Source organism: Proluteimonas luteida (assembly GCF_021191695.1).
GTDB lineage: Bacteria > Pseudomonadota > Gammaproteobacteria > Xanthomonadales > Xanthomonadaceae > Luteimonas > Luteimonas luteida.
The window spans coordinates 24,445-50,040 of sequence record NZ_JAIWPT010000001.1 but is presented as its reverse complement, the minus strand read 5'-3'; the positions used below and the strand labels follow the sequence as shown (position 1 = coordinate 50,040).

20 protein-coding genes are annotated in these 25,596 nt (G+C 64.2%); 2 read left to right on the top strand and 18 right to left on the bottom strand.

The window, feature by feature from the left end:
* Positions 1-25 precede the first annotated feature (25 nt).
* The 15 genes from LDO26_RS00190 to LDO26_RS00120 form a co-directional block, all read right to left on the bottom strand.
* Positions 26-469 (bottom strand): CopG family transcriptional regulator, encoded by a 444-nt coding sequence (locus LDO26_RS00190; protein ID WP_232129051.1) that lies wholly within the window; start codon positions 467-469, stop codon positions 26-28.
* Positions 466-2,460: an IncP-type conjugal transfer protein TraG gene (traG, locus tag LDO26_RS00185; RefSeq protein ID WP_232129388.1), complete on the bottom strand. Its 1,995-nt coding sequence runs from the start codon at positions 2,458-2,460 to the stop codon at positions 466-468. The genes LDO26_RS00190 and traG overlap by 4 nt, the downstream gene beginning before the upstream one ends.
* Positions 2,461-2,660: 200 nt before the next feature.
* Positions 2,661-3,209 (bottom strand): GNAT family N-acetyltransferase, encoded by a 549-nt coding sequence (locus tag LDO26_RS00180; RefSeq protein ID WP_232129050.1) that lies wholly within the window; start codon positions 3,207-3,209, stop codon positions 2,661-2,663.
* Between the two features lie 210 nt (positions 3,210-3,419).
* On the bottom strand, positions 3,420-4,544 hold the full coding sequence (locus LDO26_RS00175; protein ID WP_232129049.1) for a metallophosphoesterase: 1,125 nt from the start codon (positions 4,542-4,544) through the stop codon (positions 3,420-3,422).
* A gap of 90 nt (positions 4,545-4,634) precedes the next feature.
* The gene (locus LDO26_RS00170; RefSeq protein ID WP_343226140.1) at positions 4,635-4,862 is read right to left on the bottom strand and encodes an EexN family lipoprotein; all 228 of its coding nucleotides are present in this window, start codon (positions 4,860-4,862) and stop codon (positions 4,635-4,637) included.
* A gap of 20 nt (positions 4,863-4,882) precedes the next feature.
* A complete protein-coding gene (locus tag LDO26_RS00165; protein WP_232129048.1) occupies positions 4,883-5,794 on the bottom strand; it encodes a LysR family transcriptional regulator in 912 nt (303 codons plus the stop codon).
* An 86-nt stretch (positions 5,795-5,880) separates the two neighbouring features.
* Positions 5,881-8,346, bottom strand: coding sequence for a S9 family peptidase (locus tag LDO26_RS00160; RefSeq protein WP_232129047.1), 2,466 nt, complete (start codon positions 8,344-8,346; stop codon positions 5,881-5,883).
* Positions 8,347-8,515: 169 nt separating this feature from the next.
* A complete protein-coding gene (locus tag LDO26_RS00155; protein WP_232129046.1) occupies positions 8,516-11,209 on the bottom strand; it encodes a TonB-dependent receptor domain-containing protein in 2,694 nt (897 codons plus the stop codon).
* Positions 11,210-11,289: 80 nt separating this feature from the next.
* Positions 11,290-12,291: a FecR family protein gene (locus tag LDO26_RS00150; protein ID WP_232129045.1), complete on the bottom strand. Its 1,002-nt coding sequence runs from the start codon at positions 12,289-12,291 to the stop codon at positions 11,290-11,292.
* Between the two features lie 101 nt (positions 12,292-12,392).
* On the bottom strand, positions 12,393-12,971 hold the full coding sequence (locus LDO26_RS00145; RefSeq protein WP_232129044.1) for an RNA polymerase sigma factor: 579 nt from the start codon (positions 12,969-12,971) through the stop codon (positions 12,393-12,395).
* A gap of 227 nt (positions 12,972-13,198) precedes the next feature.
* The gene (locus tag LDO26_RS00140) at positions 13,199-15,136 is read right to left on the bottom strand and encodes a relaxase/mobilization nuclease and DUF3363 domain-containing protein (RefSeq protein ID WP_232129043.1); all 1,938 of its coding nucleotides are present in this window, start codon (positions 15,134-15,136) and stop codon (positions 13,199-13,201) included.
* Positions 15,137-15,479: 343 nt separating this feature from the next.
* Positions 15,480-15,995 carry a S26 family signal peptidase gene (locus tag LDO26_RS00135; protein ID WP_232129042.1) on the bottom strand — a complete coding sequence of 172 codons (516 nt, stop codon included), beginning with the start codon at positions 15,993-15,995 and terminating at the stop codon, positions 15,480-15,482.
* Positions 15,992-16,525: a DUF2840 domain-containing protein gene (locus LDO26_RS00130; protein ID WP_232129041.1), complete on the bottom strand. Its 534-nt coding sequence runs from the start codon at positions 16,523-16,525 to the stop codon at positions 15,992-15,994. Before LDO26_RS00130 ends, LDO26_RS00135 begins: the two co-directional genes overlap by 4 nt.
* Before the next feature lie 13 nt (positions 16,526-16,538).
* Positions 16,539-16,847 carry a helix-turn-helix transcriptional regulator gene (locus LDO26_RS00125; RefSeq protein ID WP_232129040.1) on the bottom strand — a complete coding sequence of 103 codons (309 nt, stop codon included), beginning with the start codon at positions 16,845-16,847 and terminating at the stop codon, positions 16,539-16,541.
* A gap of 118 nt (positions 16,848-16,965) precedes the next feature.
* Positions 16,966-17,700, bottom strand: coding sequence for a DUF2285 domain-containing protein (locus LDO26_RS00120; protein ID WP_232129039.1), 735 nt, complete (start codon positions 17,698-17,700; stop codon positions 16,966-16,968).
* Positions 17,701-18,179: 479 nt separating this feature from the next.
* Between LDO26_RS00120 and LDO26_RS00115 the strand changes: the two genes are divergently transcribed.
* Both LDO26_RS00115 and LDO26_RS00110 read left to right on the top strand, forming a co-directional pair.
* Positions 18,180-18,461: a helix-turn-helix domain-containing protein gene (locus LDO26_RS00115; RefSeq protein ID WP_232129038.1), complete on the top strand. Its 282-nt coding sequence runs from the start codon at positions 18,180-18,182 to the stop codon at positions 18,459-18,461.
* Positions 18,462-18,481: 20 nt separating this feature from the next.
* Positions 18,482-19,303: a DUF6602 domain-containing protein gene (locus LDO26_RS00110; protein WP_232129037.1), complete on the top strand. Its 822-nt coding sequence runs from the start codon at positions 18,482-18,484 to the stop codon at positions 19,301-19,303.
* Positions 19,304-19,478: 175 nt separating this feature from the next.
* On the opposite strand, the gene LDO26_RS00105 is transcribed toward LDO26_RS00110, so the two are convergent.
* The 3 genes from LDO26_RS00105 to LDO26_RS00095 all read right to left on the bottom strand — a co-directional run bounded on the left by LDO26_RS00105 (position 19,479) and on the right by LDO26_RS00095 (position 25,534).
* Positions 19,479-19,793 carry a DUF736 domain-containing protein gene (locus LDO26_RS00105; protein WP_232129036.1) on the bottom strand — a complete coding sequence of 105 codons (315 nt, stop codon included), beginning with the start codon at positions 19,791-19,793 and terminating at the stop codon, positions 19,479-19,481.
* A 1,004-nt stretch (positions 19,794-20,797) separates the two neighbouring features.
* Positions 20,798-21,295, bottom strand: a complete 498-nt coding sequence (radC, locus tag LDO26_RS00100) for a RadC family protein (protein ID WP_232129035.1) — start codon at positions 21,293-21,295, stop codon at positions 20,798-20,800.
* 342 nt (positions 21,296-21,637) lie between these two features.
* On the bottom strand, positions 21,638-25,534 hold the full coding sequence (locus LDO26_RS00095) for a hypothetical protein (protein WP_232129034.1): 3,897 nt from the start codon (positions 25,532-25,534) through the stop codon (positions 21,638-21,640).
* Between the last annotated feature and the right edge of the window lie 62 nt (positions 25,535-25,596).

The following is a 25,596-nucleotide window of genomic DNA, read 5'->3' as shown; positions in this document are numbered from 1 at the left end:
ACTGCCACCGGCGAATAGACGCCGCTCACGCGGACTCTCCCGGCGCGGCGGCGGCCGCATCCGTCTCGTCTTCCGACCGCACCGTCGCCAGCTCGCGTACGAGGCTGTGCCCACGCCCGATCCGGCGCCCCAGCTGCTCGACGAACTGCGCGAACCGCGCCTGCCCCTGCGCCTTGGCCGCCGCCTGGTGCGCCTCGGGCAGCGGCGCGCTGACGGTCAGGTAGTAGCGCACGTACAGCGCCAGCGCCTCGATCAGGATGGCCTGGTCGCGCTCCAGCCGCTCGAACTGGCACGAGAGCCGGTCCAGCCGTTTGGCGACCAGCTCGCGGCCGTCGCCCTCCGGCGACAGGAACGCCGCCACCGCCGCGGCGACGATGCCGGAGACCGACACGCCCTTCATCGCGGCCAGTTCCGACAGGCGCTTGTCGTGCGCGTGCTCGAAATACACGTTGCGGCGGACGCGGCTCATAGCGGGATGCCTCCGTCAGGTCCAATCACCTGCCGCACGCCGCGCTCACGCTGCGGAACGCGCCACGCCGCGGGTGCCTCGTCATCGAGGACCGCCAGATCGGACGTCGGCGCTGCGTGCAGCGCCCACGCGATCTCCTCCTGCTGCTGCAACCCGCCGTCGCTTCCGACACCTCCGGCGTCGGTGCCATCCTCGACCGCCGGCGCCGGTGGAACCGGCAGCGCACTCCAGTCGTCTGCGCTGCGCGGCGGCGCGTCGGCATACGGGCCGTCCGCCAACACCGGCGGCGGCATCACACGCCGAACGAAATTCGGATCGGTGTAGTACCGCAGCTTGCGCGCCCGCAGCGGCGGGTGTCCGGCCACCATGACCAGTTCCTCGTCCGGCGGCAGCTGCATGATCTCGCCCGGCGTCAACAACGGCCGACCGATCGCCTGCCGGGACACGTTGACGTGGTCCAGCCACAACGCACCGCGGGAGCCGCCGTAGCTGCGGTGCAGGTGCTCCTGCGTCGCCATGCCGAGCGTGTCCGACAGCCGCCGGGCCGTGCGTTCGTCATTGGGCGCGAACGCCACGCGCACGTGGCAGTTGTCCAAGATCGAGTTGTTGCTGCCATAGGCCGCTTCGATCTGGTTGAGCGACTGCGCGATCAGCAGCGCCCGCATCCGGTAGCCGGCCATGAAGGCCAGCGCCTGCTCGAAGAAGTCCAACCTGCCCAGCGCCGGGAACTCGTCCAGCACCCAGAGCAAGGGGTGGCCGTCGTGCGCGGCCTCCGGTCGCCGCCCCCAGCGGAACCTGCGCCGTGGCATCTCGCGCTGCGGCAAGGTCTCGGTGAGCCTCCGGCCGATCTGGTTCAGCAGCAGCCGCACCAGCGGCCGGGTGCGCTCGATGTCGGACGGCGGCACCACCAGGTACAACGACACCGGCGCCTGTGCCGACACCAGGTCGGCGATGCGCCAATCGCAGCGCGAGGTGACCTCGGCCACCACCGGATCGTGGTACAGGCCGAGGAACGACATCGCCGTGGACAGCACGCCCGAACGCTCGTTGTCGCTGCGGTTGAGCATCTCCCGCGCGGCTGCGGCCACCACGGGGTGCGGCCGATCGCCCAGGTGCGGCGTGCGCATCATCGCGCCCAGCGTGCGTTCGATCGACCGCGCCGGGTTGGACAGGAAATTGGCGACGCCGCGCAGGGACTTGTCCGGCTCGGCGTAGAGCACGTGCAGGATCGCCCCGACCAGCAGCGCGTGCGAGGTCTTCTCCCAGTGGTTGCGCCGCTCCAGCGCGCCTTCCGGGTCGACCAGTAGGTCGGCGATGTTCTGCACGTCGCGTACCTCGTGCACGCCGCGCCGCACCTCCAGCAGCGGGTTGTACGCCGCCGACCGTGCGTCGGTGGGATTGAAGTAGAGGCAGTGTGAGAACCGCGACCGCCAGCCGGCGGTCAACTGCCAGTGTTCCTCCTTGATGTCATGGACGATCACCGAATTCGGCCAGGTCAGTAGCGTCGGCACCACCACGCCCACCGCCTTGCCGGTGCGCGTGGGCGCGAACAGCATCACGTGCTCCGGACCGTCGTGGCGCAGGTAGTCCGCGCCCAGGCGGCCGAGCAGCACGCCGCGCGCGGCCAGCAGTCCGGCCGTCCGCGCCTGCGCCTTCGTCGCCCAGCACGCCGAACCGTGCATCGAGGCGGACGCGCGTCCCTTCGCTGTGCGGGCCACGACGGACACCATCACCGCGACCGCAACGCTGCCGAGCACGATCAGCCCGCTGCGATGGAAGACCTGCGGCGCAGACGCCTCGTAGTCCAGCCACCACGCGAACAATCGCCACGGCGCGTACACCGGATGATCCGACACCGTGAACCACGGCACGCCGAGCCGCGACTGGTAGCCCAGCTGCGCCGCCGTCCATTGCGTCGCCGTCCACGTGCCGGCAACCACGATGCCCAGCACCGCCAGCACTTGGCTGACCTGTACTCCGGTTCCGCGCACATGCACCACGACGTTCCTCACCCGAGCAGAAAATCTGCGTTACGGGTGAGCGTCGTGATCCAGCCTCTATGGGTCAAAGGCCATTGTTGCCGTGTTTCCGGCGACGGGCGGGAGAATGCTTACGCGGGAAAACCACGTCGAACTCGAGCGCACTCCTGCCCAAATAGACGGCACAACCAACAGGCGCGATTCCGCACGCCTCACGACACCGGCCGTCGCAGGAAATCGAAGGTGCCGCCCTGTCCGTGGATCGAGCCGCCGCGGATCAGCAGTGTCATCGGCTCGAAGCCGAAGCGCTGGAGAAACCGACGCCCTGCATCGTTGCCTACCGCGCACGCGGCCAGGATCTGGCTTGTGGTGCTGTCCATCGCGCACAAACCGACCACTGCATCCATCAGCAGTCGTGACGCAGGCGTGCCCCGGTAGCGCGGCAGCACGTAGACGCCCCACAGCACGCCGATCCCGCCGTAGGAGACGTGATACTCGCGCGAGAGCGCGGCGGCGCCGACCAACACATTGCCGTCAAATGCGCCCCATACGTAGGTGCCATGCGCCAGATACTCCGCAAGTCGCGTCGCGATGCCGTCCGCCCCGGCCTCGACTTCTCCACGCACTTGCGGCTCGACAGCGTGCACACCGCCTTCCACCAAGCGCCCGCGCAGCGCGTAGTACGCCGACGCGTCATGCTCCGACAGGCGCCTGACCTGCAGCGACGATTGCGAGTCCTGACTCCAACGTCCGATCTCCACCATCCGGCTCCGTCAGCGAAGATGCGGCCCGTCATCCCTCGCAGAAAAAGAACCCCGGAACCTGGGGTAGATACCGGGGAAGGGGTATGCGTCGGCAATTCGTATGGAAGGCGGGAACAGCCGGGAGAGAGCGGCCGTTCCTGCGCCTCGTACACAAAGATGCGGCAGGAGGAGAAGACCCTACCTACGGACGCGCGGCGACGGGGCTAATCACCCCTGCGCCAACGGCGTCCGCGTGCCGTCGACGCCGAGTCGCTGCCAGTGGCCGCCCTCGCGCAGCACGGCGCCCAGCACCGCATCACCGGTGGCCTCGTCGCGCTTCGGGTAAACCTGCACCGCGATCACCTTGCCGTCGTACAGCGGCATCACCTCCGGCACGATGGTGTGACCGACCAGGATCGTGCCGACGCCGAAGTGGCGCAGCGCCGCGGCGACGTCCGCGTCAGTCGCTTCCGGCGGCGCGGCGCCTCGCGGAAAGTAGCCGCGGTACCAGAGCGGCCCTTCCGTTCCCATCACGAAGCCGTGCAGTTCCGACTTGTCCGGATCGATTTCGCCCGACAGCACCTGGCGCACCGCGAGGTTGATCTGTTCTGGCGACAGGCCGCGCTGCACGGTGCCGGGCGAGACGCCGCCGTGCAGCAGCAACAGGTCGCCGACCTTGAGCACGGACGCACGCGTGCGCAGCCACTGACCGAGCGGGCTACCCACGCCGTACAGGTCCGCATACGCATCCACGCCCAGCACCTCCGCCGTGCGCAGGTACTTGGGGTTGAGGTAACGCTCGTCCCCGCGCAGCACCAGCGCCTCATGATTGCCGAGCAGAAGATGCACGCCACCGCCTGTACGCTCGGCTTCCGCTTCGAGCTTGTAGATCAGCCAGAGGATCTCGGTCTGGTGCGCGCCACGATCGAACACGTCACCGAGGAAAACCACGCGCCCCTCGCCGAACGACCAGCCCAGGCGCTCGTCCACCACGCCGTGGTTGCGCAGTAGCTCCACCAGGATGCCGTGCTCACCGTGGGTGTCGGCGATCACCAGCAGCGGTGCGTCCGAAGGCATCGCAATCTCGGCCGGCGCCACGTTGGCCGGCGCACGCAAGCGCACCTGGAACGATGGAACCTCATCGACCGCCGGGATCGTGACCTCATCACCGACCGCCACAGGAACGCGCCTGACACGCACCGCATCGTCTTCTCGCTCCAGCGACTGCGCCGACCAGCCACCCGAATCGGAGGGCAGCAGGTAGGGGGCCTCCACCTGCGGTCCCGCCGAGGCGAGCGGCATGAGCGCCAGAAGGAAGGCGCCGGCGAGAGTTCTGAAAAACGCGTCAAGCATCGGGGTTCAATCCTCGTGTCGACACCATAGCGGGTAGTCGCAGGGTGAAAGGAAGCATGAGGGCTTGAATGCCTGGCGGACAACGCTCGATCACTCCGGCTTCTCGTCCGCGCCGCCGCCCATGAACCTGCGCCGGTATGCCTCGCTCGCGGCATTGCACAGCACCTCGCCTGCCTTCGCGTAATCCTGCCGGCACTGGCGCTGCACTTCCTGCAATCGCTCGGGATCGGCCACCAGCGACTCCACTGTATCGGCCGGTGGTGCGGGCTGGCAGCCGACCAGGATCAGCGCCAGAAAGGGTCCACAATTTCGCATCATCGCAACCTCCGTTGCCGGCATCAGGCGTCCGGCTTCGTCTCCGTCTCATCGCCCTCGGTGGGCACCGCGCGGCCGATGAACCGCCCCAGCTGCTCGGACGGCGGCACATCGGGCCGCAGCAGGTACGTCGTCAGCACCGCGGACCTGCCCGCCAGCGGGCGGGCGATCACCTCCGGATGCTTGTAGTGCGCCAGATGCGAGGCGTTGGCGAAGCCGACGCCGTAACCCGCGGCCACCAGGGCCATCATCGCGTCGAAGCCGGCCACGCGTTCCACCACCGCAGGCTCCTCCTCAACAGTGCGGAGCAACCGCTCCACCTGCCGGTACGCACCCTCGGCCAGCTCCGGGTGGAACAGCACCAGCGGGTAGCGCAGCAGCTCGGCCAGCGGCACGCGCCGGTGCCCCAGCAACGGGTGTCGCGCCGGGATCGCCAGCACCAGCGGATCGGTCCAGGCCGGCGCCACGGCCAGTCCGTCAGCGTCTGGCGAGGCATGAGCGAAGCCCACGTCGTATAGGTCGGCGCGCAGCCCCGTCACCTGCTGTGCCAGCGGCAGCTCGAACAGCTGGATACGCACGTCCGGCTCGTCCTCGCGGCAGCGCGCTAGCAGCGCCGCAAACCGCGGCGTCGCCGTTCCGTCGGAAAGCGCAATGCGCAGTGCACCGCGATAGCCCGTGCCGGCCTCTTTGCCGCTGCGCTTGGCCTGCTCCAGCGCCGCCAGCACCCGCTTGGCTTCGCCCAGAAACACCTCGCCCGCCCAAGTCAGCCGGGTGTTGCGGGTGGTGCGCGCCAGCAACTGCACGCCCAAGTCGTACTCCAGATCCTTGATCGCCCGCGACAGCGGCGACTGGTCGATGTGCAGGCGCTCGGCCGCGCGGGCGAAGTGCAGTTCCTCAGCGACGGCGATGAAGTACCGGAGGTGGCGCAGTTCCATGATGACGCGAATCCATTGCGCGACTCCCCAAGCCTGCGCATGAGCGGAAGGAAGGCATCTCCCCGATGCCCACGATGCGGAGACTGCTACCGCGGGATTTCCGGAGCAACGCTGTTCTCGAACAAGAACGAATCGATGCGCTCCCAAAGATCGCGGATGTTCGCAGGCGAAGACGGCCCATGACCTTCCCCCCAATAGCGAACATAGCGCGCGTCTTTCCCTGCACGTAGCAGTGCGCCATACATCTCATCGAATTGCGACATGGAAAAACTATCCATGTCGGAATGGATCAAAAGCACCGGCACATTGATACTCGGCGCTAGGAACACCGGGCTGTTTCTGTAATAAGATGCCGGATCTTCAAAAGGTGTCCGACCTATCCCAAAGTCACTTCCGACGGTAGCATCGTAGCGCGCGAAACTACCGAAATTCTCATCGTAAACGTATGAGAATACCCCGTTTGCTCCGAAATAGTGACTGAAAAGATCGGCCCAGCTATTCATGGCGATCACTGCCTTATAGCGTTCCGATTTCGCAGCCACGTACAAGGCAGAGACGCCACCCTGACTAAATCCAACAGCTGCCACCCGCTCAGGGTCGGCGAATCCATTTTCTACTAGCACATCAACACCCGCGCCAAGCAAATTTGGCATCCCAACAAGGGGGCCTTCATCGGTTCTGCTTAGTGATCGGGGCGTAGTTAAGCGTGCATAGGCGTATCCCTTGCCAGCCCATAGATAGGGCGACCAGCTGACGCTGAGGCTATCGATCTTCTCTGGCCCAGATTTGCATCGAGGTCCGACACCCGGATAGACCTCAACAATCAACGGTGGCGGAGTACTTGGACTGTAGCCTGGCGGAAGCAAGACGCAACTTTCAATTCTCTCTGGTGGGCGATTTCCGTCAGGATCTTCGACTTCATAAGACACAATCTCCCAATGTCCGAGGTCAAGATTGTTTAGATGGCTATTGATGCGCGAAAGTTCAAGAGGGCTCTCCGAGTTGGCAGTGGCAACAAGCAATCGGGAGGCTTGGCCATCTTCTGTTCTGAACAGCACGGACCCTGCGGCAAGAGAACCGGCCAGTGGTGTTGCGTCAGCCGAAGGCGCATTGACCACCACGGTCTCACCTTCATGACCATCACGCAGATCTACCATCACGATCTGCGCTGCACCGCTCCCACTGACGCCGAACAGAGCTTCATTCCCAAATTCAGGACGGATCACACCGCTGCGGGTCATGAACGTTCCGAGCGACAGAAACCGGAACCTACCGCTCAGCGGCGGAGTTAAGCGACGTCTTTGCCCGTCGGCATAGAGACGGTAGACACCGTCGTCCGCGAGAACTGTAATGTGGTCTTTCCCGGCATGAACTGGAACGGCACCAACACCCGCAAGATCGTGCGTGAGATTTCTGGGCGCACCATGCGCTGACAGAACATACCAATCCGGCTTGGAATGCTTAACCGGATTCACATTCTGGTACGTGAAACGCGGCGCCTGGTCTTCTGAATCCGGTATGCGCCTAGCAAAGACGGCCAGATCATCACCAAGAAAACTCACCCGCTCCGGTCGTTGTCGCCACCCCCGCTCCCGCTCTGATGTTAGTTCTAAGCCAACGTGATCGTGTTGGGTAACTACGCCGGTTTCTACATCGACCACGTAGAACCTACCCGTACGGGGCCCTTCACCAGCTGTCCAGCCGTACGCCACGACACGGGTACTGTCATGCGCCCAGGCGATGGAGTACGGGAATACTTCCAGCTCCGGGGCGAGCGGACGCATCTCACCTGTGTCAAGGTTCAAAAGGGTGAGGCTAAAGCGACGCGGATCAAGTTCTACCGGCCTGTTTGGATCGACTGACCGTTGTTTGGAGACGGCGAGTGCAGCAAGAAGCCGTCCATTTGGAGAAACCCGCAGATCGGCGTACAGACCCTCGATGATGATTTGGCTTTCGCCAGTGCTTGCATTGGCACGAACCAGATAACCCGCTTGCTGTTCCGTCGATTGATCCGGTGTACGGGTACGGACTTCACTGGCCGTAACCACATCGCCGCGCCAAGCGTGCTTCCAAGCCTTCGCTAATGTCCGTCCAGTATGAGCACGCACGCTGGTTAAGATGGGGGAATCGTCATCCGGCAGGGCAGCAAACACCAGTTCTTCTTCGGAGATCCAGACCGGATTGTGCGTACCATCCCGACTGAACGCAGGAGTGTCCGAAAACCTGACTGTCTTGTTAGTCGCCATATCGTAGGCCCCAAGCGACAAGGTGCCGAGCCGATATTGCATGATTGCGAGGAACCTTCCAGATTTCGAGAAGCCTTGCTGGTAGCTGTGCGGCGTTGGGTCGACGCCGGGCAGAAGTTCCGTGTCACCCGTTCTAAGGTCATGTCGCCAGAGCTGGTGTCCGGTCTTCCCCATCGCATAGTTGCGAAAACTGAAGTCATCCGACTGCCCGTAAGGCCGAAGCCGTTCATATACCAACCATCGCCCTGTAGGATCAGATGCGGCCGCGCCGAATTCCTCCACCTGCATCAGGTGATCAATGGTCAAGACACGATGCTCAGAGGCAACGGCTTGGGATGCGCAAATCGCCGTAATGACGGCAGTAAAGACCGGGCCTATCCGATTCCGGATCATGACAGGGTGGACTCGTTCAAACGAATAAGGAATACCAAAAAGCGTCGTTTCTGGCTTCGGAAACTGTGGCGTGATCTCACGCCTACCAGTGCTTGCTAACCGAGACAGTCACGTAACGTCCGATGGGCGAATAATTGGTGGTGTCGTATGGCGTGTGTATGGTCGCAATCGTTGGGACATAGAGCGGCGGATTGCGATTGAATACATTGTCCACGGACAGAGAAAAGCTCAGGCCAGACAAAGCACTACTGCCCTGCGCTGTTTCGTAACGCAGCGTGGAATCAATAGTCGTAAATGAACCAAGCTTCTGTGTATTTTCAGTAAGCCTGCTGGTCACACCTGAGGCGTGGTTGGCAAATGCGGAAACACTCAGGCCGCCGCTACTCCAAACGGCGCCAAGCCTGCCATTCAATTCGGCGGGGAAGTAAATCCTGCCGGACAGGTCAAGTTCTGGTCCAGCCGAAGTGTTTTGCTGGGAAAGGTCGAGCCAACTTGCTCCGCCACGCAACATCAACTGCCCAGATCCCAGATCGAAACGATAGCTGCCGCTCAGGTCCATCCCCTTAGCTCGTTGCCTGGCCACATTGATGAGATGGGCGTAGGCGATGGCGACGACATTGCTGGGGTCGTAGGGGGCACCAGACAAGTTGCTAAAGCGATCGCTGAAGTCTGCGATAACTTGCTGCTGTTGCTCAAGGCTGGGATTGAGCTGGATAAACTCCGCATATGCTGGATCGCTCATTGCCTGCGCAATGACGCGGATAGGACCCAAAACGCGATCGGTGTAGTCGATCGAAAAGAAAGTCAGTTCTGCATCAAACCCGGGTATTGCCTCGGGGTGGAAGGCTAGTGATGCAGTCCAGGTGCGGGCGCGCTCCGGCTCAAGATCGGGATTGCCACCTGCAGCGAGGAGCACCGTAGCGTTAGCAGGATAGCCGACGCCGCCAAGCTGCGGCGCTCGGTAAAGATTTACGTAACGCTGGTTGGTGCGTTGACGTAATGTCGGCGCCTTGAACGAGCGACCCCACGAAGTTTTGACAGTGAAGTCAGTGCTTGGAGCATAAATCACCCCTAACTTCGGGGTCGTCACGCTACCGAAGCTGTCATACTCCTCGCTTCTTAAGGCGGCGCTTAATTCTAGCCTTTGCACGCCTGGTCTCGCATTGACGGCACTGACCACTGGCAATGACAACTCGCCATATGCGAATCGGTTCCGCTCATCACCACCTCGGCGGACGCCGGATGTAAAGGTACGCTGTTCGAATTCGTCCGTACGCCCACCGACACCGATCGCAAGACGCAGGTCATGCTGGCCGAACTGCGCCAACGAACCTTCTACCCCCACTTCCCATGATTGTGTTTTGTTGAAATAGCTGCCGTTAGAGCTAGGGGTAGTAACCCCATTTTGAACAATTACGGAGTCGTAAATCGATTCGTTCTTACCGCGCGTGGCGCCCGCTGTAAGCATCCAGTCGCCCGGCAGCAGGACCTGTATGCTGGGAGCAACCGAAGTGATTGTGCCCTCCACAGGATCAAGGAGATACAGGCTGCCTGAGGCGAGATAATTGGTTTGCTGGCGGACCGTACGCATTGCATCCAAACGCAGTTCCACACTCTGCCCCAATGATTGGTGCGCGCTGATCAGTCCGCTGCTCACCTTGCTGCCTGGGTAGAGGGTGACTGGATCATCCATTGCCTGGGTGTAGTCACGCTGATCGGCGAAGATGGGGTCTTGATCGGACTTTTTGTATGTCGCAATCAGCCCCCCTGAATCCCAAGAAGCTCCGGCAGTGACTGTGTAAGATCGCTGAGTCAATCCCCCCTCGGAAGAATCGCCATACAGCGTTCCCAGCGTCACGCCCTCGAAGTCGCGCTTGAGCACTACATTAGCTACGCCGCCAACTGCATCAGAACCATAGATGGCTGAGGCGCCATCAGGGACGATTTCGACACGTTCAACCGCCTCGATCGGGATGGCGCTGATGTCCACCGCTTGTGAATAGCCGTCGTAACTCATACGGCGTCCATTGAGCAGGGTCAGCGTGGCATCAGGACCCAACCCGCGCAAATTTAGAGCCGAACCGCCCGTGATGTTCGTGTTGGTTTCCGCGCCATCTGGGCCTGACCTCACCCCAGGATTCTGACCACCCCGATAGTTCTGAGGGATGCTACGGATGACCTCACCAAGATCGGTGAAACCTTCTTGCTGGAACCTCAACTCGTCGATCACGAGTGTTGGAGACGCAGTGACGCCACCGCGGATACGGGTTCCGGTTACAGTCAACCGCTCCAGTTCTTGAACCTCTTCTTGCGATTGCGTTGACGCCGGAGAATTCCGCGTTACAGCCTGTGACTGTGACTGCCCGGTGGCCGACCCTGTACCTTGCCGGATCACAACGGTGGTTTCGTTGACGAAACCCCACTCCAGACCACTGTCAGCAAGCAGTCGCTGCAGAGCCTCTTGCCACGTGAAGCGGCCATCGACCGCCTGTGCGCTTTTGCCGCGGACCAGTTCGGGCGAGTAGACGATCTGCAGCTTGCTCTGCGTCGCCAGCTGGTTGAGCGCCTCCCCCAGGCTGCCCGCGGTGATGGTGTATTGCTGCGGCGCCGGCTCGCTGCGCTGCTGCGCGTGCACCGCGCCACCCGCGCCCAACGTGACCAATGCGGCCAGCATGCTGGCATACAGGCGATGCCTCGCCGGAACCGTTCGCTTGCCGCAGACGCTGCTGGAACAACCTTTCATCTCAACCCCCGGAGACAGGATGCCGGCCGCCACTGTCCGCCGCCACTCGGCGAACGATGGGCCGTCGCTAGCCTGTAATGCACGGGCGATGGGGTGACCCTACCGTGCCCCGGCTACTTGCGGGAGAGGACGATTTCGCCGGCGTCAGCACGCTGCTCGGCGTGAATGGACCAGCCGTATTCGAGTGCGAGCGCGAAGGACTGCTGGTCGCCGGCCTTGAACACGCCGCTGATAGGGATCTGGCTTAGGGCCGGGTCGACCATGCGCAGCTTGGTGTCGGAGTAACGGTTCATCTCCGCCACGAGGGCGCCGAGGGACCACTCGTTGACCACGAGGTTGCCCTCGGTCCAGCCGCGGAGGCCGGCCAGTTGTTCCTCTGGCAGGGCGTGCTTGCGGGCGAGCGTGCCGTCCGCGCCGATCTCTATGCGCTCGCTGGGGGCCAGGGTGGCCGATTCGCGCTGCGCGCCCGAGCGCGTGGCGACGATCACCTCGCCTTCGAGCAGGGTGACGGTGCCGCCGCCCTCGCCGACGCGGACCTGGAAGCGGGTGCCGGTGGCGGTGACCGAGGCGCCGGCGGCGTGGACGACGAACGGCCGCTGCGCGTCCGGCTGCACGGTGAAATCGGCCTGGCCGCGCTGCAGGGTGAGGCCGCGCTCGCGCCGGGCGAAACGCGCCAGCACTTCGGTGTCGGTATCCAGCACGAGCTGCGAGCCGTCCTCCAGCACAACGGTGCGCTGTTCGCCGAGGGCGGTGGCGTAGCGCTGCACCGGCACTTCGGCGGGCCAAAAGACCCACAGCAGGGCCGCGGCCGCCACGAGGGTCACCGACGCCGCGGCGGCCAGCGAAGGCCACCACTCGGCGCGGTCGCGGCGGCGCGGCCTGGCGGGGCGTAGCGCGTCCTGCAGGGCGGCGGCAATGGCGGGGTCCTCGCGCAGGCCGGCGCTGCGCTCCCAGACGCTTTCGACGTGGCGGTAGGCGGCGGCGTGCGCGGGATCGGCGGCGCGCCAGCGCTCGAAGGCGGCGCGCTCGGCGTCACTGCAGTCGGGCGCGAGCAGGCGCGCGAACCATTGCTGCGCGGCGGCGTCGGTACCGGCGTTGACAGGGGCGGCGGTCATGCGGTTGCGGTCATCCCTGAGCGTGTCCGTTTGCCGGTTTCGGCGCGTGCGTGACGCGCGCGGCCGCCCGGTACCCCATCGCGGATGCATGTCCATGTTCTCTAAGATGCATCGGCGGCTCCCGACCCCACCCGGCTGCACAGGGCGGCCAGTGCGCTGGTCATGTGCTTCTCGACGGTCTTCACGGAAATGTCGCAGTGGCGCGCGATCTGCGCGTAGGTCATGCCCTGCATGCGGCTGAGCAGGTACACCTGCCGCCAGCGCGGCGGCAGCGCGAGGATGGCCTCGCGCAGCAAAGCTTCCTGCTGCGCGCGGGCGACCAGGTCCTCCTGGGTTGGCTCGTCCGAAACCAGTTCGAGGTTGTCGAGGGAGACGTGCTTGCCGGCCTGGCGCACGCTGCCGCGGCGGAACTGCTCGCCGACGACGTTGATGGCGATGCGGTAGAGCAGCGGCTTCCAGGCGGACTCGGGTTCCGTGTCGCGGTAGCGCATGAGCCGCATCAGGCTCTCCTGCGCGGCGTCGCGGGCATCCTCCTCGTTGGAGACGCGCAGGCGCAGAAAGTGCAGCAGGCCGTCGTAGTGGTCGCGCGAGAAGGCCTCGAACCGGTGCGGCTGCGGGCACGGCTCCGCCTCGGGGATGTCCCGCGGCCGTTCCAGGAGGCTGTCGTGCCCGTGGGCCATGCCGGGTGCCGCCACTTCGACTACAACGAATCATTAACCCAGCGGGCGGCGGGATGCAACGTGATTTTCGTTGCAGTGTTTGCGGGGTTTTTGCGGGCCATTTGAATGAAATGCAGCGCGGGGAGGGACACCCTACCGCCGGTTTCCGAGCGGCTTGGCGGGGGCGCAAGAGGGGCGACGCGATCGGTCAGGGTGCGCGCCGGCCCGCGGCGGCGGGTGCCGGGTTTTCAGCGCGAAAGGCCGCGGGTGCGCGCCAGTTCCCACGAGACGCGGGTGCCCTGGACGGTGGCGGAGAGGGTCTGGCAGAGTCGCTGCTCGATCACCGGGCGCCAGGGCACGAGGCTGAACTGGCGGCCATCCTGCAGCAGGGCGTAGCGGCCGCTGGCGAGTTGTACGCTGCGGTCGTAGGTGCCGGTGACGCATTCGCCCTTCGCCACCGGGCGGTGCGTCAGGCCGGTCTCGGCGGCGATGGTGTTGGCGACGCGTTCTATCTCGCGGTTGCGCAGGGTGACGAGCAGGTTGCGCGCGAGGACGACACGCTGGCCGCGACGTTCGGCGAAGCCCTGCTCGACCAGGAAGTCGGCGCGCTGTTGCAGCGCCGTGCGTACCGCGCCGGAGAATCCGTGTTCGCCGAAGTGGGTGTCGCCGGCGATCAGCTGCTTGTCCAGCCAGGTGGCGCCGAGGGCGCGGACCTGGCGCTCCACCGGCAGGTGCGAGTGCAGCCGCACCGACACCCCGCCGTCGCGCTTCAGGTCGTACTGCCGCCCGAGTTCGGGCAGGTTCGCCGGGACGCGCCAGACGCCTTCGGCCTCGCGCTCGACGATGCCGGCGCGGCGCAGGGCTGCGAGGCGGCGGACGTGATTCTCGACGAGCCAACGCGGGTCTTCGCCGTCCAGGTATTGCGCCACGACGGACAGGCAATGGTCCGTGCGGAACCTGCCATCGACGCTCAGATCGGCAATGCTTTTGTCCACGTCGCGCTGGTTCGAGCCGTGCGTCGCGACCACTGCCCCGACTGGGTACTGCGCCAACTCGACCTTCGGCGGCAGCGGGACGTAGTGCGCCTTGCCATCTGTGCCGTCGATGACGAGGTAGCCGCGTTCGTAGAGTTCGTTCATCAGCCCCTTGGCGACTACGCGGCCAGTGATCGGCGGCGCGTCCTCGCCGGGCGTCCGGATCGCCAGTTCACGCGGGAGTTCGCGCATGGCGTGCTGCATCGTGCGAAGGATGTCCCCGCGCTCGCCCATCGCGCGCAGCACGGGTTCGACATCCTGGCGCAGGCGCCATTCGCCGGGCGTGGTTTCCTGCGAGAGGCCCATCCGTTGCAGGTGTTGCAGCCGGCCGACCAAGGGGCTGCGCTGCAGATGTTCGGCAAGCCGTTCCAGCCGGATCATGCCTTGGTTCGCCTCGCGTTGCAGGGTGCGATCGAGGCCCGTCCAGCGCTCCTGCTCCACCTCCCGCTGCTGCGATTGCTGGATTTCGCGCTCGCTGCGCGGGCCGAGCCACTGGGTCGCCAGCTCGCTGGCACGTTCGCGCATGCCGTGGGAGATGTAGTCGCGAGAGATGATGAGGTCGCGGCCGGTGTCGTCCTTGCCACGCAAGACGATGTGCGTGTGGGGGTTGTCGGTGTTCCAGTGATCCACCGCGACCCACTCCAGGCGTGTGCCGAGATCGGCCTCCATCCGGGTCATGAGCTGGCGGGTGTAGCTGCGCAGGTCGCCGAGCTGTTCGGCATCCTCGGCGGACACGATGAAGCGGAACTGGTGGCGATCCCCGCGCCCGCGTTGCTCGAAGGCGGAGAGGTCGGCGTCGTTGGTCTCCGGGCCGTAGGCGCGGCCGGGTTCGCCGTCGCGGCCGACGCCTTCGCGCTGGATGTAGCGCAGGTGAGTGGGGGTCGATCGTGCGCCGGCCTTCTGGAGGTTCACGAGCCGCGTTTTCACGATGGCGCGGCGGGCGTTGGGCGGCAGGCCCCGGCCGGTGAAGCGCGCGGCGACGTGGCCGCGGCCGAGGCGTGCGCCGGGGCGCCTGGCTGCTTTGCGGGCGGCAGCATCGCCGCCCTTGTTGACCTCCTTCAACACCTGCGAGACGAACTTCGGTTCGGCCTTGGGGCGCTCGCGCGGCGGGCTTGGGCGCAGGCGGAAATCGTCGTCGTCGCGGCCGGTCATGGCCGTGATTCCGGTGGAGCCGGGGCGACGTCAGCGCACGCCGTCGTGTTGCACAGTAACAACGTGCCGCAATCGGTGCCGCGAAGGGTGCCGGAACCGGCGCCGGTGGCCTCCAGGCGCGTGCCGCGCCCACCCCGTGTGCAGACTCGCTTTTCGCGGACGACAGTGCCGCGACCTTTTACCTTGCCCTGCTTTTCGATTTTCAGCCTCACCGCCAACCTCCCGTTCGCCAGACCCATCCGACCGCACTGCCACCGCATCCACGCCAGCACACGGCATGCCGCGGAGACGGCGCTGCGCGTGGCGCCGCCGTCGCATCCGCCGCGCACGCGCTGCTGCAAGTTCATGGCCGCCACGGCCGCGCCCGGCCGATCACGTCGGCCGCAGGCACGGGACCGTAGTAGCGGCTGTCGAACGACGCGGGGTGCGCAGTGCTGAGCAGGAACAGTTCGCCGTCCGCGAGGCGCCGGCACTGCGGCCACTGGGGCAGCGGTCGCTGCCAGCGGTCGGCGCGCAGCGCGACCGCGGCAGGGGCGCCGTCGATGCGCACGAGGCCGCCGCGCACGCACACGTGCTGTGGCGGCACGGCGCCGACGCGCTTGAGCAGCGGGACGTGCGCCGGCAGGTAGCCGCGCTTGTCGGCGAGTTCGGCAACGTCCGCCGGTAGCCGGGTCAGCACCAGGTCACCAGGACGCGGTTCGCCGGCCCGCTCGATGCGATACCAGCCGACCGGCACGCTGTCGGAGGCGTTGTAGACCACGCGCAGCCGCGGCGTCGCGAACGCGGCGATGGCCAGCGCGGCGACGCCGCAGGCGGACGCCAGCGCGATGCCGAGCCGCGAGCGCGCCCGCGGCGTCATCGCAGCGCCGTCCCGCACCGCCAGACGGCGTGCCGGGCGGCGGTGTAGTCCGGCAGCGGGTGGCGCGCGGCGAGGCGGCTGCCGAGCAGGCGCCAGTACGCGGGCGCGGCGTCCGCCGGATCGATGCCGAGCGCGGCGATGGCGTCGATCTTCTGCAGGACGGCGCGCACCTCGCGCGGCCCCTCGGCGCGCAGCAGCACGCCGGCGCCGGGGTCGATGCCGTGGATGCGCTGCAGGGGCTCGCGCAGCGTGCCCGCCTGCAGCACCAGCAGCTGCCAGCGCGACGGCGCCCAGTCGCCCGCTTCCCAGCGCAGGCGCGCGAAGCGTGCGCCGGGCGGGAAGGCGGCGATGCGCCGCGTGCGGTCGAGCGGCAGCTCGCGCACGGGGTGGCCGAAGCGCAGCGAGACGACGAACAGGTGCGGGACGTGGACGAGCGCGACGCGCGTCAGCGGTGCGTCGCCCGGCTGCAGCCCGGGCCGGTTGCCGGGCGGCGCCGGCGACGGTTCGGCGACCTCCAGTTGCGCGTTCACGGCGCGCCTCCGCTCAGCGCCCGCGCGACGCGATGCGGTCGCGGCGCGCGGCGTACTCCGGGTCGAAGGTGGCCTCGAAGCTGCGCGCATCCGCCCACGCCACCAGGTCGTCCACCGCGTACATGACACGGCGGCCGAACTTGCGGAAGCGCGGCCCGCCGCCGATCACGCGCAGCTTCTCCAGGGTGCGCGGCGACAGCCGCAGGAACGCGGCGGCCTCGTGGTTGGTGAGATAGCGCCGCGGCAGTTTCTCGACCGGCGGCGCGGGCGCTGTTGCGGGTGTCGCCGCCTGTTCGTTCGGGTGCGGCACGGGACGTCTCATGACGGTGTCCTCCATCGCTTCGTGGCGGCGGCGATGCAATCGCCGCCGGTTGGAAGCAGTTTCGGAAGACGTGGTCGCGCTGGGCAGGGCCGTTCCGGCGGTCAGCGGAAACGTCGCCCTACCGGCGCGAATGCAGCAGGCGGCGGTATCCGCCCTGCATCAACTTTCGGCCGCGGGCGATCAGGCGCCGCACGTGCGAGCGCAGCTGGCCGTCGCTGTACCAGCCCTCGGCGACGGCATCGGCGCCGTACAGCAATTCCGCAACCTGCCGATGCGACGCGCCGGACTGCACGCCATCGAGCGCCTGCAGCATGCGCAGGTGCAGTTGCATCGTGCGGCCGGGACGCTCGCCGGCGGCGCCGGCAGCGTGATGCGGTGCGTGCAGCACATCGAGCGCCGCCAGCGTCGTCCCGGCGCTGCGCCAGTGCGACTCGCGCTTGCGATCGGCGCGCACGGCGTAGACGTGCGCCATGCCGTCCGCCAGCTCGGGCGAAAGCGAGAAGCGCAGCGTGCGCCCGGCCAGGCGGAGGATCAGCAGTAGCCGGTGGCCGTCGTGCAGCAGGCGCTTCTCGCCGGGCAGGTCTCGGAACTGGAACGGCACCGCGTCGTGCGGCGGATCGGGATCGGGCAGCACGAGCACCGTGCCGGGCGGATCGGGGAACCAGTCCGGGATCGCATCGCGCGCGTCGAGGTCGGGATCTTCCAGCAGGCGCAGGCCCCAGCGCCGCGCCTGCCGTGGTCGTCGCCTGTGCAGGTGCCAGTCGCGCCGGTACTCGGGGTTGCGGCGCAGGTACTCCCACGCCAGCGACGGGCCGTCCAGCTGCAATACGTAGAGATAGGCGGCGACATCCATGCGCAGTTCCAGGCGGACGGGGGAGGATGCCGCAGGGCGCCCGCGGGCCGGATCGACGGATCCAGGCCCGTGCGGACAATCGGTGGCGAAGTCCCTCGCCCGCCGCTCGACAGGGGCGGGAAATTGAGACCGACCGGCTCTGAAACGTGGCGCCCCGCGAAGGGGAAAGACTCGGCTGCGGATCAGCGATGCCGCCACACGGCGGGGCCAAGGTGCCGCATCAGGCCAAGCGGGCGGCGACAATCGGCGCGCGGCCGTCCAGTCGGACCGGCAATGACAACCATCGTTGCGGGGTAGGTCTTAATCCGGGGATCAGGTGGGCGGACGCCCAGCCCATGGATCGTAGCCGCCGTGCGCGACACCCGGATGACGCCTGGCTGCGAGGGGCCAACGCGCTGGCGGCCCGCGATTGAACACTATAGATTGTAGCCCTATAGGACGCAAGCGGTTGTGATTCTGGGATTTGGCGGACTCCCAGAATGAAGCCCAAGTCATCCCTGCCGGCGGCGCTCAAGACCATCCGCAAAGCCCGCGGCCTGAGCCAGGAAGCGTTCTCCGACGTCTCCAGCCGCACCTACATGAGTTCGCTGGAGCGTGGGCTGAAAAGCCCGACGTTGAGCAAGCTCGAGGAGTTGTGTGAGGTGATGGGGGTGCATCCGTTGACGTTGTTGACCTTGGCCTATGCGGGCCGTAGTGACGTTGACAAGCTGTTTGTTCATATTCGCCATGAGCTCAATATCCTCGGATTAGAAGAGCCCTGACCAGTGCACACGGACAGAGAATGACGACAACACCAAAACTCAGCCAGCTGTTCGCAGCGGCATCTGCGCGTCTTTGGGCCGAATTTACGCAAAGCACTGCTGGGCAACGTCCAGACGAGAAGGGACGACCACGCGAACGCGCATTCCGCCAGTTCTTGGAACAGTGGCTACCTTCCGACCTGTCGATTACTTCCGGCTACGTCGTGAATCGCCGTGGCGACCTGTCGCCACAATGCGATGTCATCGTCTTTCGTCCGAACCGATGCCCAAAGTTCATCGTGGACCCAGTTGACGACATACGGCTGGTGCCCGTCGATGATGTCTATGCGGTGCTGGAGGTTAAGTCGACCTTGACTTCGAATGAATTTGACGATGCACTCAGAAAGCTCCAGCGGGTTCAATCGGTGCATGACAAGAACTTGAGAGAAAATCAAATCACCAATCCGCCTTTCCTAGGAATTTTCGCATATCGCCTAGGCGATGATTTCCGGAAGGAACCATTTCTGCTTCAAGACAAGGTGCATCATTCGTCGTATCTCGATGTGCTCGCCATCTTGGAAAGCGGCACCTATGTCAAGGACACAGGTGACCATCTGTATCGTATCCACGCGATGCGGAAAGGAGTATCGCTCGATACTGCTCGCGAAGATAAAGACGCCTGGCACGACTCATTAAACCGTTTCATACACTTCGAAGACTCGTACTACAACAAGCACATGATTGATGAGGTCAAGAACGAAGACGTACTTTTCCTACTTTATGGCCTAATGCTCGATTCTTGTCTCTCCCGAGAAATGAGCGATTACAATCCATTCGACTATGTCTCGACTTGGAACGCGTGATTTCGTATCAATATAATCAGCGCGGATTTAGTTTCATCGACGGAAACAAAACAGTCCTATAGCAGGCAGCTCTCTAACTGACTAGGCAGAAGCCAGATGGAATTCAGCTTGGTAGTAGCGCGAGCGCCTGCGAAAACATGCGCCCCGCCGCCAAGGACGGGGCGCCGAAGTGCGCTTAGCTGCGTTTCTTGCTGCGCGTCCAGATCAAGTCGTGGTTACCGTCCAGGCCCTCGACCAGGCGGGCATAGATCGTCGCCGGGAACGAGGGGTCGTCGAGCGTCACCGACAGGTAGGGCCGTTCGGTCGCTTCGCTGATCTTGCGCCAGGCCGCGCCGATCTCGTAGTTGCCCGCCGTCTGGACGCGATAGTCGGGAGCGTTCTCGCTGCCCTTCTCGTTCGGCACGAACCGGACCTTGACCTCGACGGTGAGGGTGCGCACGGTGCCGGCGTAGCCGTCGTTCTGCTTGGTGAAGTTGCCGATGATGTTCATGGTCTGCTCCTTTCGGGTTGGCCAGGTCGCCCCATGCGGCCTTGGCGTGATCCGCCCGCCGGGGGCCGGGCGGCCCGCACCGCTCGCGGCCGCAACGCAGTGGAGGACCGGGAGGCACGAAGAATTTGTCGGCGAGGAGGCGCGCAGCGCCGGGGACATTGTTCGGGCCGGACGGTTGCGGCCATGAAGCCCGGAGCGCAGCGTCCGCCGGCAGGATTCACGACAAGACAAGACTGCACGGGGGCGAACTGGCCCGAAGGGAGCACCCTGCCCCGTCAGCAACGCGAACGTGCGATGGCTATGCTCGTGCCGTGCGCATCTAGTCGCCCCAGGACCCATCCTCACGCGAAAAGGGAAGTGAGAACGCGTCCTGCGTCCTGCATCCGGCGATCAACGGATGGCGCAACGACTCCAAAGTCATGCGACGGAACGGCCCTGCCTGTCGGTGAACCGGCCACGTGAGGCCGGCTCCGCCAGCGTCATCGACGGCAACTATTCCGACAACCGGGTGCAGCCAAGCGCAGCGCGCTCCGGCGCCCCGCCCGTTACGGCGGGGCGTTTTGAACCTCTCCGCTCGCCATAGCCGCAAGCGACACATGCAAAAAGCAGCCCCGGCATCCATGGCGGGGCGCGTTGCTGGCACCCTACGCTGGCGCAACGTCGGCTCCGCGTCATGGCGTCCCCCCGTGGGTGCTCGGCCCTTCGCATGGGCCGCGAAGGACTTCGCGGCCCTGCCGACCGCCCGGCCGGCGCAGGCGCGCCGTCAAGGGAAAAAGCGACAGGGCTGGCGCGGCCCGCAGCCGGCGCGCAGCGCCGGCGAGGACACGGGCCCTGGCGCGGCCCTTGACGGAAGGAGCGCCTGCAGAGGCCAGGCAAGCCCGCGGCACGCGGGCGCGCAGGGGCGAACGCCCCGGAGAGAACCGCCGACGCCCCGAACCTCCCTTCCCAAAGACGCAGCAAAAAGATAGGGAGAGGCTCTCGCCTCTCCCTTGGAAGTCACGAACTCAAATCCAGCCGCGTTCCGCCAACGCGATCGTCTGATGACCACCAACGATAATGTGATCGAGCAACCGTACGTCGACCAGCGCCAGCGCCTGCTTCAACTGCGCCGTGACCGCACGGTCGGCCGCCGACGGCTCCGGATTGCCGCTGGGATGATTGTGGGCCGCGATCAGCGCGGCCGCGTTACGCAGCAACGCCTCACGAACCACCACCCGCGGATGCACCTCGGCGCCGTCGATGCTGCCGTGGAACAGCTCGGCGTAGTCCAGCAACCGATGCCGCGTGTCCAGGAACAACACCGCGAACACCTCGCGCTCGCACCCGGCGAGCTTGGCGCACAGGTACTCCTTGACCAGCGGCGGCGAAGTGAACGCCATCCCGCGCTGCATCCGCAGGTCGACCACCTGCCGCGCGGCCTCCAGGATCTGATCCTGCGTCGCCGGCTGATAACGCCGACGCCCGTCACGAACATACAGAGAAGGAAAGGAAGAAGACGACATGACCGTGCTCCGGTACCGGGCGGGATTGCCCGGCGCCGGGCCGGCACGCCGCAGCGCAGCGGTCAGGGGTCGGAGACGGCCACAGGCCGCAAGCGTGCGCAGCACGCGCCGCCCTTGACCGCGAGAACGGCGTGCTACGTTGACGGCAACCGCAAGACCGCCCACCCACAACACACCTTCCCGGCAAGCGGAGCGCGCAGGCCCGCCAGGGCCGAAGACGTCAGGGATGAAAGCCGAATGGCCGCGACCCGGAACGGGGCGCGGGGCGCAGCCCGCGAGCCCGACGGCGGCACGCCGAGACGCATCGGAGCATTGCGGCTGGCGCGGGAACATCCATACAGATCAGTTCTTTTGAGCCGCAGAAGCGAACTCTGCCACATATATGGCATTGAGCTGATCATGCTCTTTCGTGCCTGGCTCCACGAGGCAGAAGAGCAAGCCAAGAAATGCCCCCTCCATCTTCAACAAAGAGATTCCATGCCGAGGATCGGCCTCGGCAAACAAGCTGGCGGCCTTCCTAGCCAGCGAATCTCGGAACTTCTCGTCGTCCGCTTCGTGTGCATGCAGTCCGCGCTCCGACTCGAGCACGCTCCAGACATGCCTCATGGTCCTCTTGCCGTCGTCATGCTGCATCAATTGCAAAGCAGATTTCACCGCGACGATGCTGAGGAAATCAGAGACGCCTCCTTGGAACCCTGTCATGTGAGCCATTAGTACTTCTCTAACCGCGACGCGCAGGACCCAAGCGGCGGATTTCACCATGTCAGCGGATGTACCAGAGCAAATATGCACCAACAGCCCGGAAAGGCGATCAAATAGCTGGGGCAAGCCGCCTTCCAGCAGGAACCTTTTTACTATGCGATAGGCCGGATCCTCATCGCTTACGGCATGAGGCGCCACCCCCTTTTCTGCAGCGATAGCAGATATGTCCTCAACATCGAGTGGAACTGCAACCGCGTTCCACGAAGCGACGCGAAGCTTCGCCATCCGCAACTCGGTTGAGCTCACCACATTAGCCGCCAAGGCAATTTCGAGCCATTTCCAAAGCGTCAAACAACAACTTCCCACGCCCGCCTCCGCTTGAGCAAGGGTAGCTGCCGCCGCGTCGATGGTTAGGTAGTGGTAGTCTCCCGTGGACACGTGCTCAGAAATTGTCTTCAGCTCATCAAGGCCGATGCCCTGCTCCCTTGCGCGCAGAGCTGGCTGAAGGATTCGCGTTGAGTACTTCTTCAAGCACTCCTTGATTCGATCGACGAAATCGTCGCCTTCATTTCGTAGCGGCTCGAACAAGAACTCGGTCATATGCATTACCGATACCATTGGTATGGCCACTGCACCCCAAACCGAGAAGAACTGATCCACCAGGTCTAGCTCAACCAAGGACATGAACGTCGCCATGTCTATGATCACAGGCTTCTCTCCGGCGTCCGGGGCATTGGAGAATGATGTGATCAGTCGCGACTGCTCGCCGTCATGCCTGCCAAACACACAGATGCGCAGAAGATCGAGCGAGTTCGTGGCGAACTGCGCGACGATTCTTGGCCTGTATGCAAACGGCACATGCGAACCCACATTGCGGCCCAGCAGGCCCAGCCGTCTCCGACGTTCAATCGTCTCCGGAGTCTCACCGATCATGCCCAGCATTTCATCGAGAAAATCCTGCGCGGATGCACCTTCGGTCATGCGTCCTACGCGAAAGAACTGCGACTTCGGGAATTTCTCGGAATATGCGGAAACTCGCTGATGGATCTCTTCGAGATGTTTCGGGGTGAGAGCAGCCGTATTCCTTGCATTCGCGATCGCAGCTCTGGCGAGAAATGTCCCCTCCTGCACCTCGTCATCCTGATCAGATAGCTCCCCCAGCCTCCAGACTGCTTCGAAGTGCTTCTGGGTATCCAAAGGCAAGTAGAGTGAGGCCAATCTTGCTTGATAATTGAAACGCTCTTCGCGTGTACTCGCAGAAGACAGCGCCCTCTTGACAATGGAAACGGCAGCCTCAACGTCACCCATTCTGAGCAAAAGCTGGGAATGAGCTTCCAGCAAATCTAGCCGACTGGAAGCCCCGAACCTGCGCAGAAGGTTCTCAGCTGCTGCAGACTGACCTATCCGGTCCAGCGCAACCGCTCTGGCTAAAGCGATGTTCTGATCGTCGGCATGGAACCGGATGAGATCGTCCGTGGCCTGAACGACTTCCACGCTGAGTCCTTCGCTCAGCAGGGCGGCGGAATACTTGCCTGCTTCCATCCGCGTCAGCCGCCTTCTGGCAGCTACCTTTTTCCCGAGCTCAACCAGCCTCTTGCAGTCTTGGGGACGTGACGGGACCAGATAACTGAACAGATTGTCCTGGATCACCTCATCGTCCGGGCCGGCAATGTGATCTTCCCACAAGGCATCCAGCAGTTCGTCCTTTCTTCCGGGCTCCTTGAGCATTCCGGCAACGAACCTGAGCAATGCCTGGGCCGATCTGGAGCCAGCATCCACGAAATCCCTGAACGTGGACTCTTCCGATACCGCTCCAATGCGGTAGGCCGAGACGGACGCCATCGCAATCGCAATATCAACGAGTTCGTCATGAGAAAAATCTGGCAACCAGCGCAAGGCCGCTTCGACGACGTCCGGATGACGGCCGGCTTCGGCCATCAGCAGAAGCATTCGCGCCCGGTCCTCCTCGTCGAGATCATCTGCGTCTCCCAGTGCGTCGATGGCCTGTGTAAGCCTGCCGGAGAACACCGACACTCGCGCCAGCGTCTTTTGAATGCCTAGACTGTTCGGGCGTTCACGCGCGAAGTCGGACACCAGACCAAACAGATGGTCATCGGCACCGAAGATCACGGTGATTGCCGCCACGCAATCGAGCAGTATCATTGAGTTTGCAGGCCAACCATCTCTCCGTGCAGACTCCAACGCGGCAATCGTGGCGTCTCGAAACAAGAGCGCCAGATCCGGATCAAGGTCCGCGCGCCCTCCCACAAGGATGTAGCCCTGGTCATTCGTCACCAGACTCAACAAAGCGCGAACCCGCAGAACCGAAATGATCGATCTGGACTGATGATCCTCTTCGGCCGACAGGAACTCATCGGCAACCCGGACGACTTCGGCCCAATCGCCACGAATTACCTCCAAAAGAACTTTCGCTCTTCTGAAATTGCTCCCGGTCAGCTTCGCCAAGTGCTCCTCAGCGGCGACCATGTCCCCCGATATGGCGCACAACCTGACACGCTGGAACAAGACTAGCTGGTCATCAGGAAAGTCCGGCAACCTCTCGTAGAGCGATTCCGGTAGTTCCTCACCCTCGATGCCCTTGCACGCGACCCACGCCTCAACTGCTGATGCCAAGTACTTCCCCGAGGCTGGCCGTTTCCGTGATGCCTTTTCGAACAGGTCCATAGCCGCGGACGCATCACCCAGCAGACTCGCCCGCCGTCCCTGCTGGAAAAGCAATTCGGCCTCGATTTCCGGATCGTCGACCTCCGCTGTCTCGATGCTTGCAAGCACTTCCTCCGCGCGTGCGACATTGCCGGCAGAAAGCTGATCTGAAATTGTCTTCAGCTTGGCGACCAAGCTTCCCGACTTTGGGGTCGGCCAGATTTCCGCACCTGTAGCAGCGTCATGCGCGAACCATTTGTCTATACGATCCGGGGCCACGCTGGAGAACCCGGCCCGGGCTTTTGCGCCTAGCTTCGCGAGGGTTCCGAGTGCTGCCTCAGCATCCTGGCCCTTTAGGCGTGCTGTAAGGAGGTTGCGTCTGACGTGAGCCTCGAGATAGGCCGATATGTCTGTGTCCTTGCACAGAGCGTTTGAACGGGGCACCCGGAACGACATCGTGGCAGGGTCCGAATCGTCGAATAGATCCCGACCACCCAACCGCTCTTGAATCTGATCGTCAATCCATTCGTACAGAACGGTTGCGTCTACGGAGGTTGTGCCCTTTAGTACTGGCGCAACCAGCAAGACGGGAAGCCCATCGCGCAGGTATACGTTGCAAACCTCCCGGCTAACTCCTACCGATATGTATTCCGCATCAGTATCAAGATCTACCGTAGTCGTTGACTTCAACTGAACGCAGAAACGCCCAGCAATTTTGCCGAGAGACTCCAGCCAGAGATGTTCGTCATAGCCGTAGTCGCCACCTTGCGACGGACTGCCTTCCGGGATCCAGTTGTCGGGCCTGGCGGCAACGTAAGCGTTATAGCCTGAAACTTCTATCTTCTTCTGAGATGAGACAACCGGAAGCGTCATGCATACCCCCCACTGTTAATTCAGTTCGAACGATTTTGCCTTTCCTTGGTAGATGCGTATCT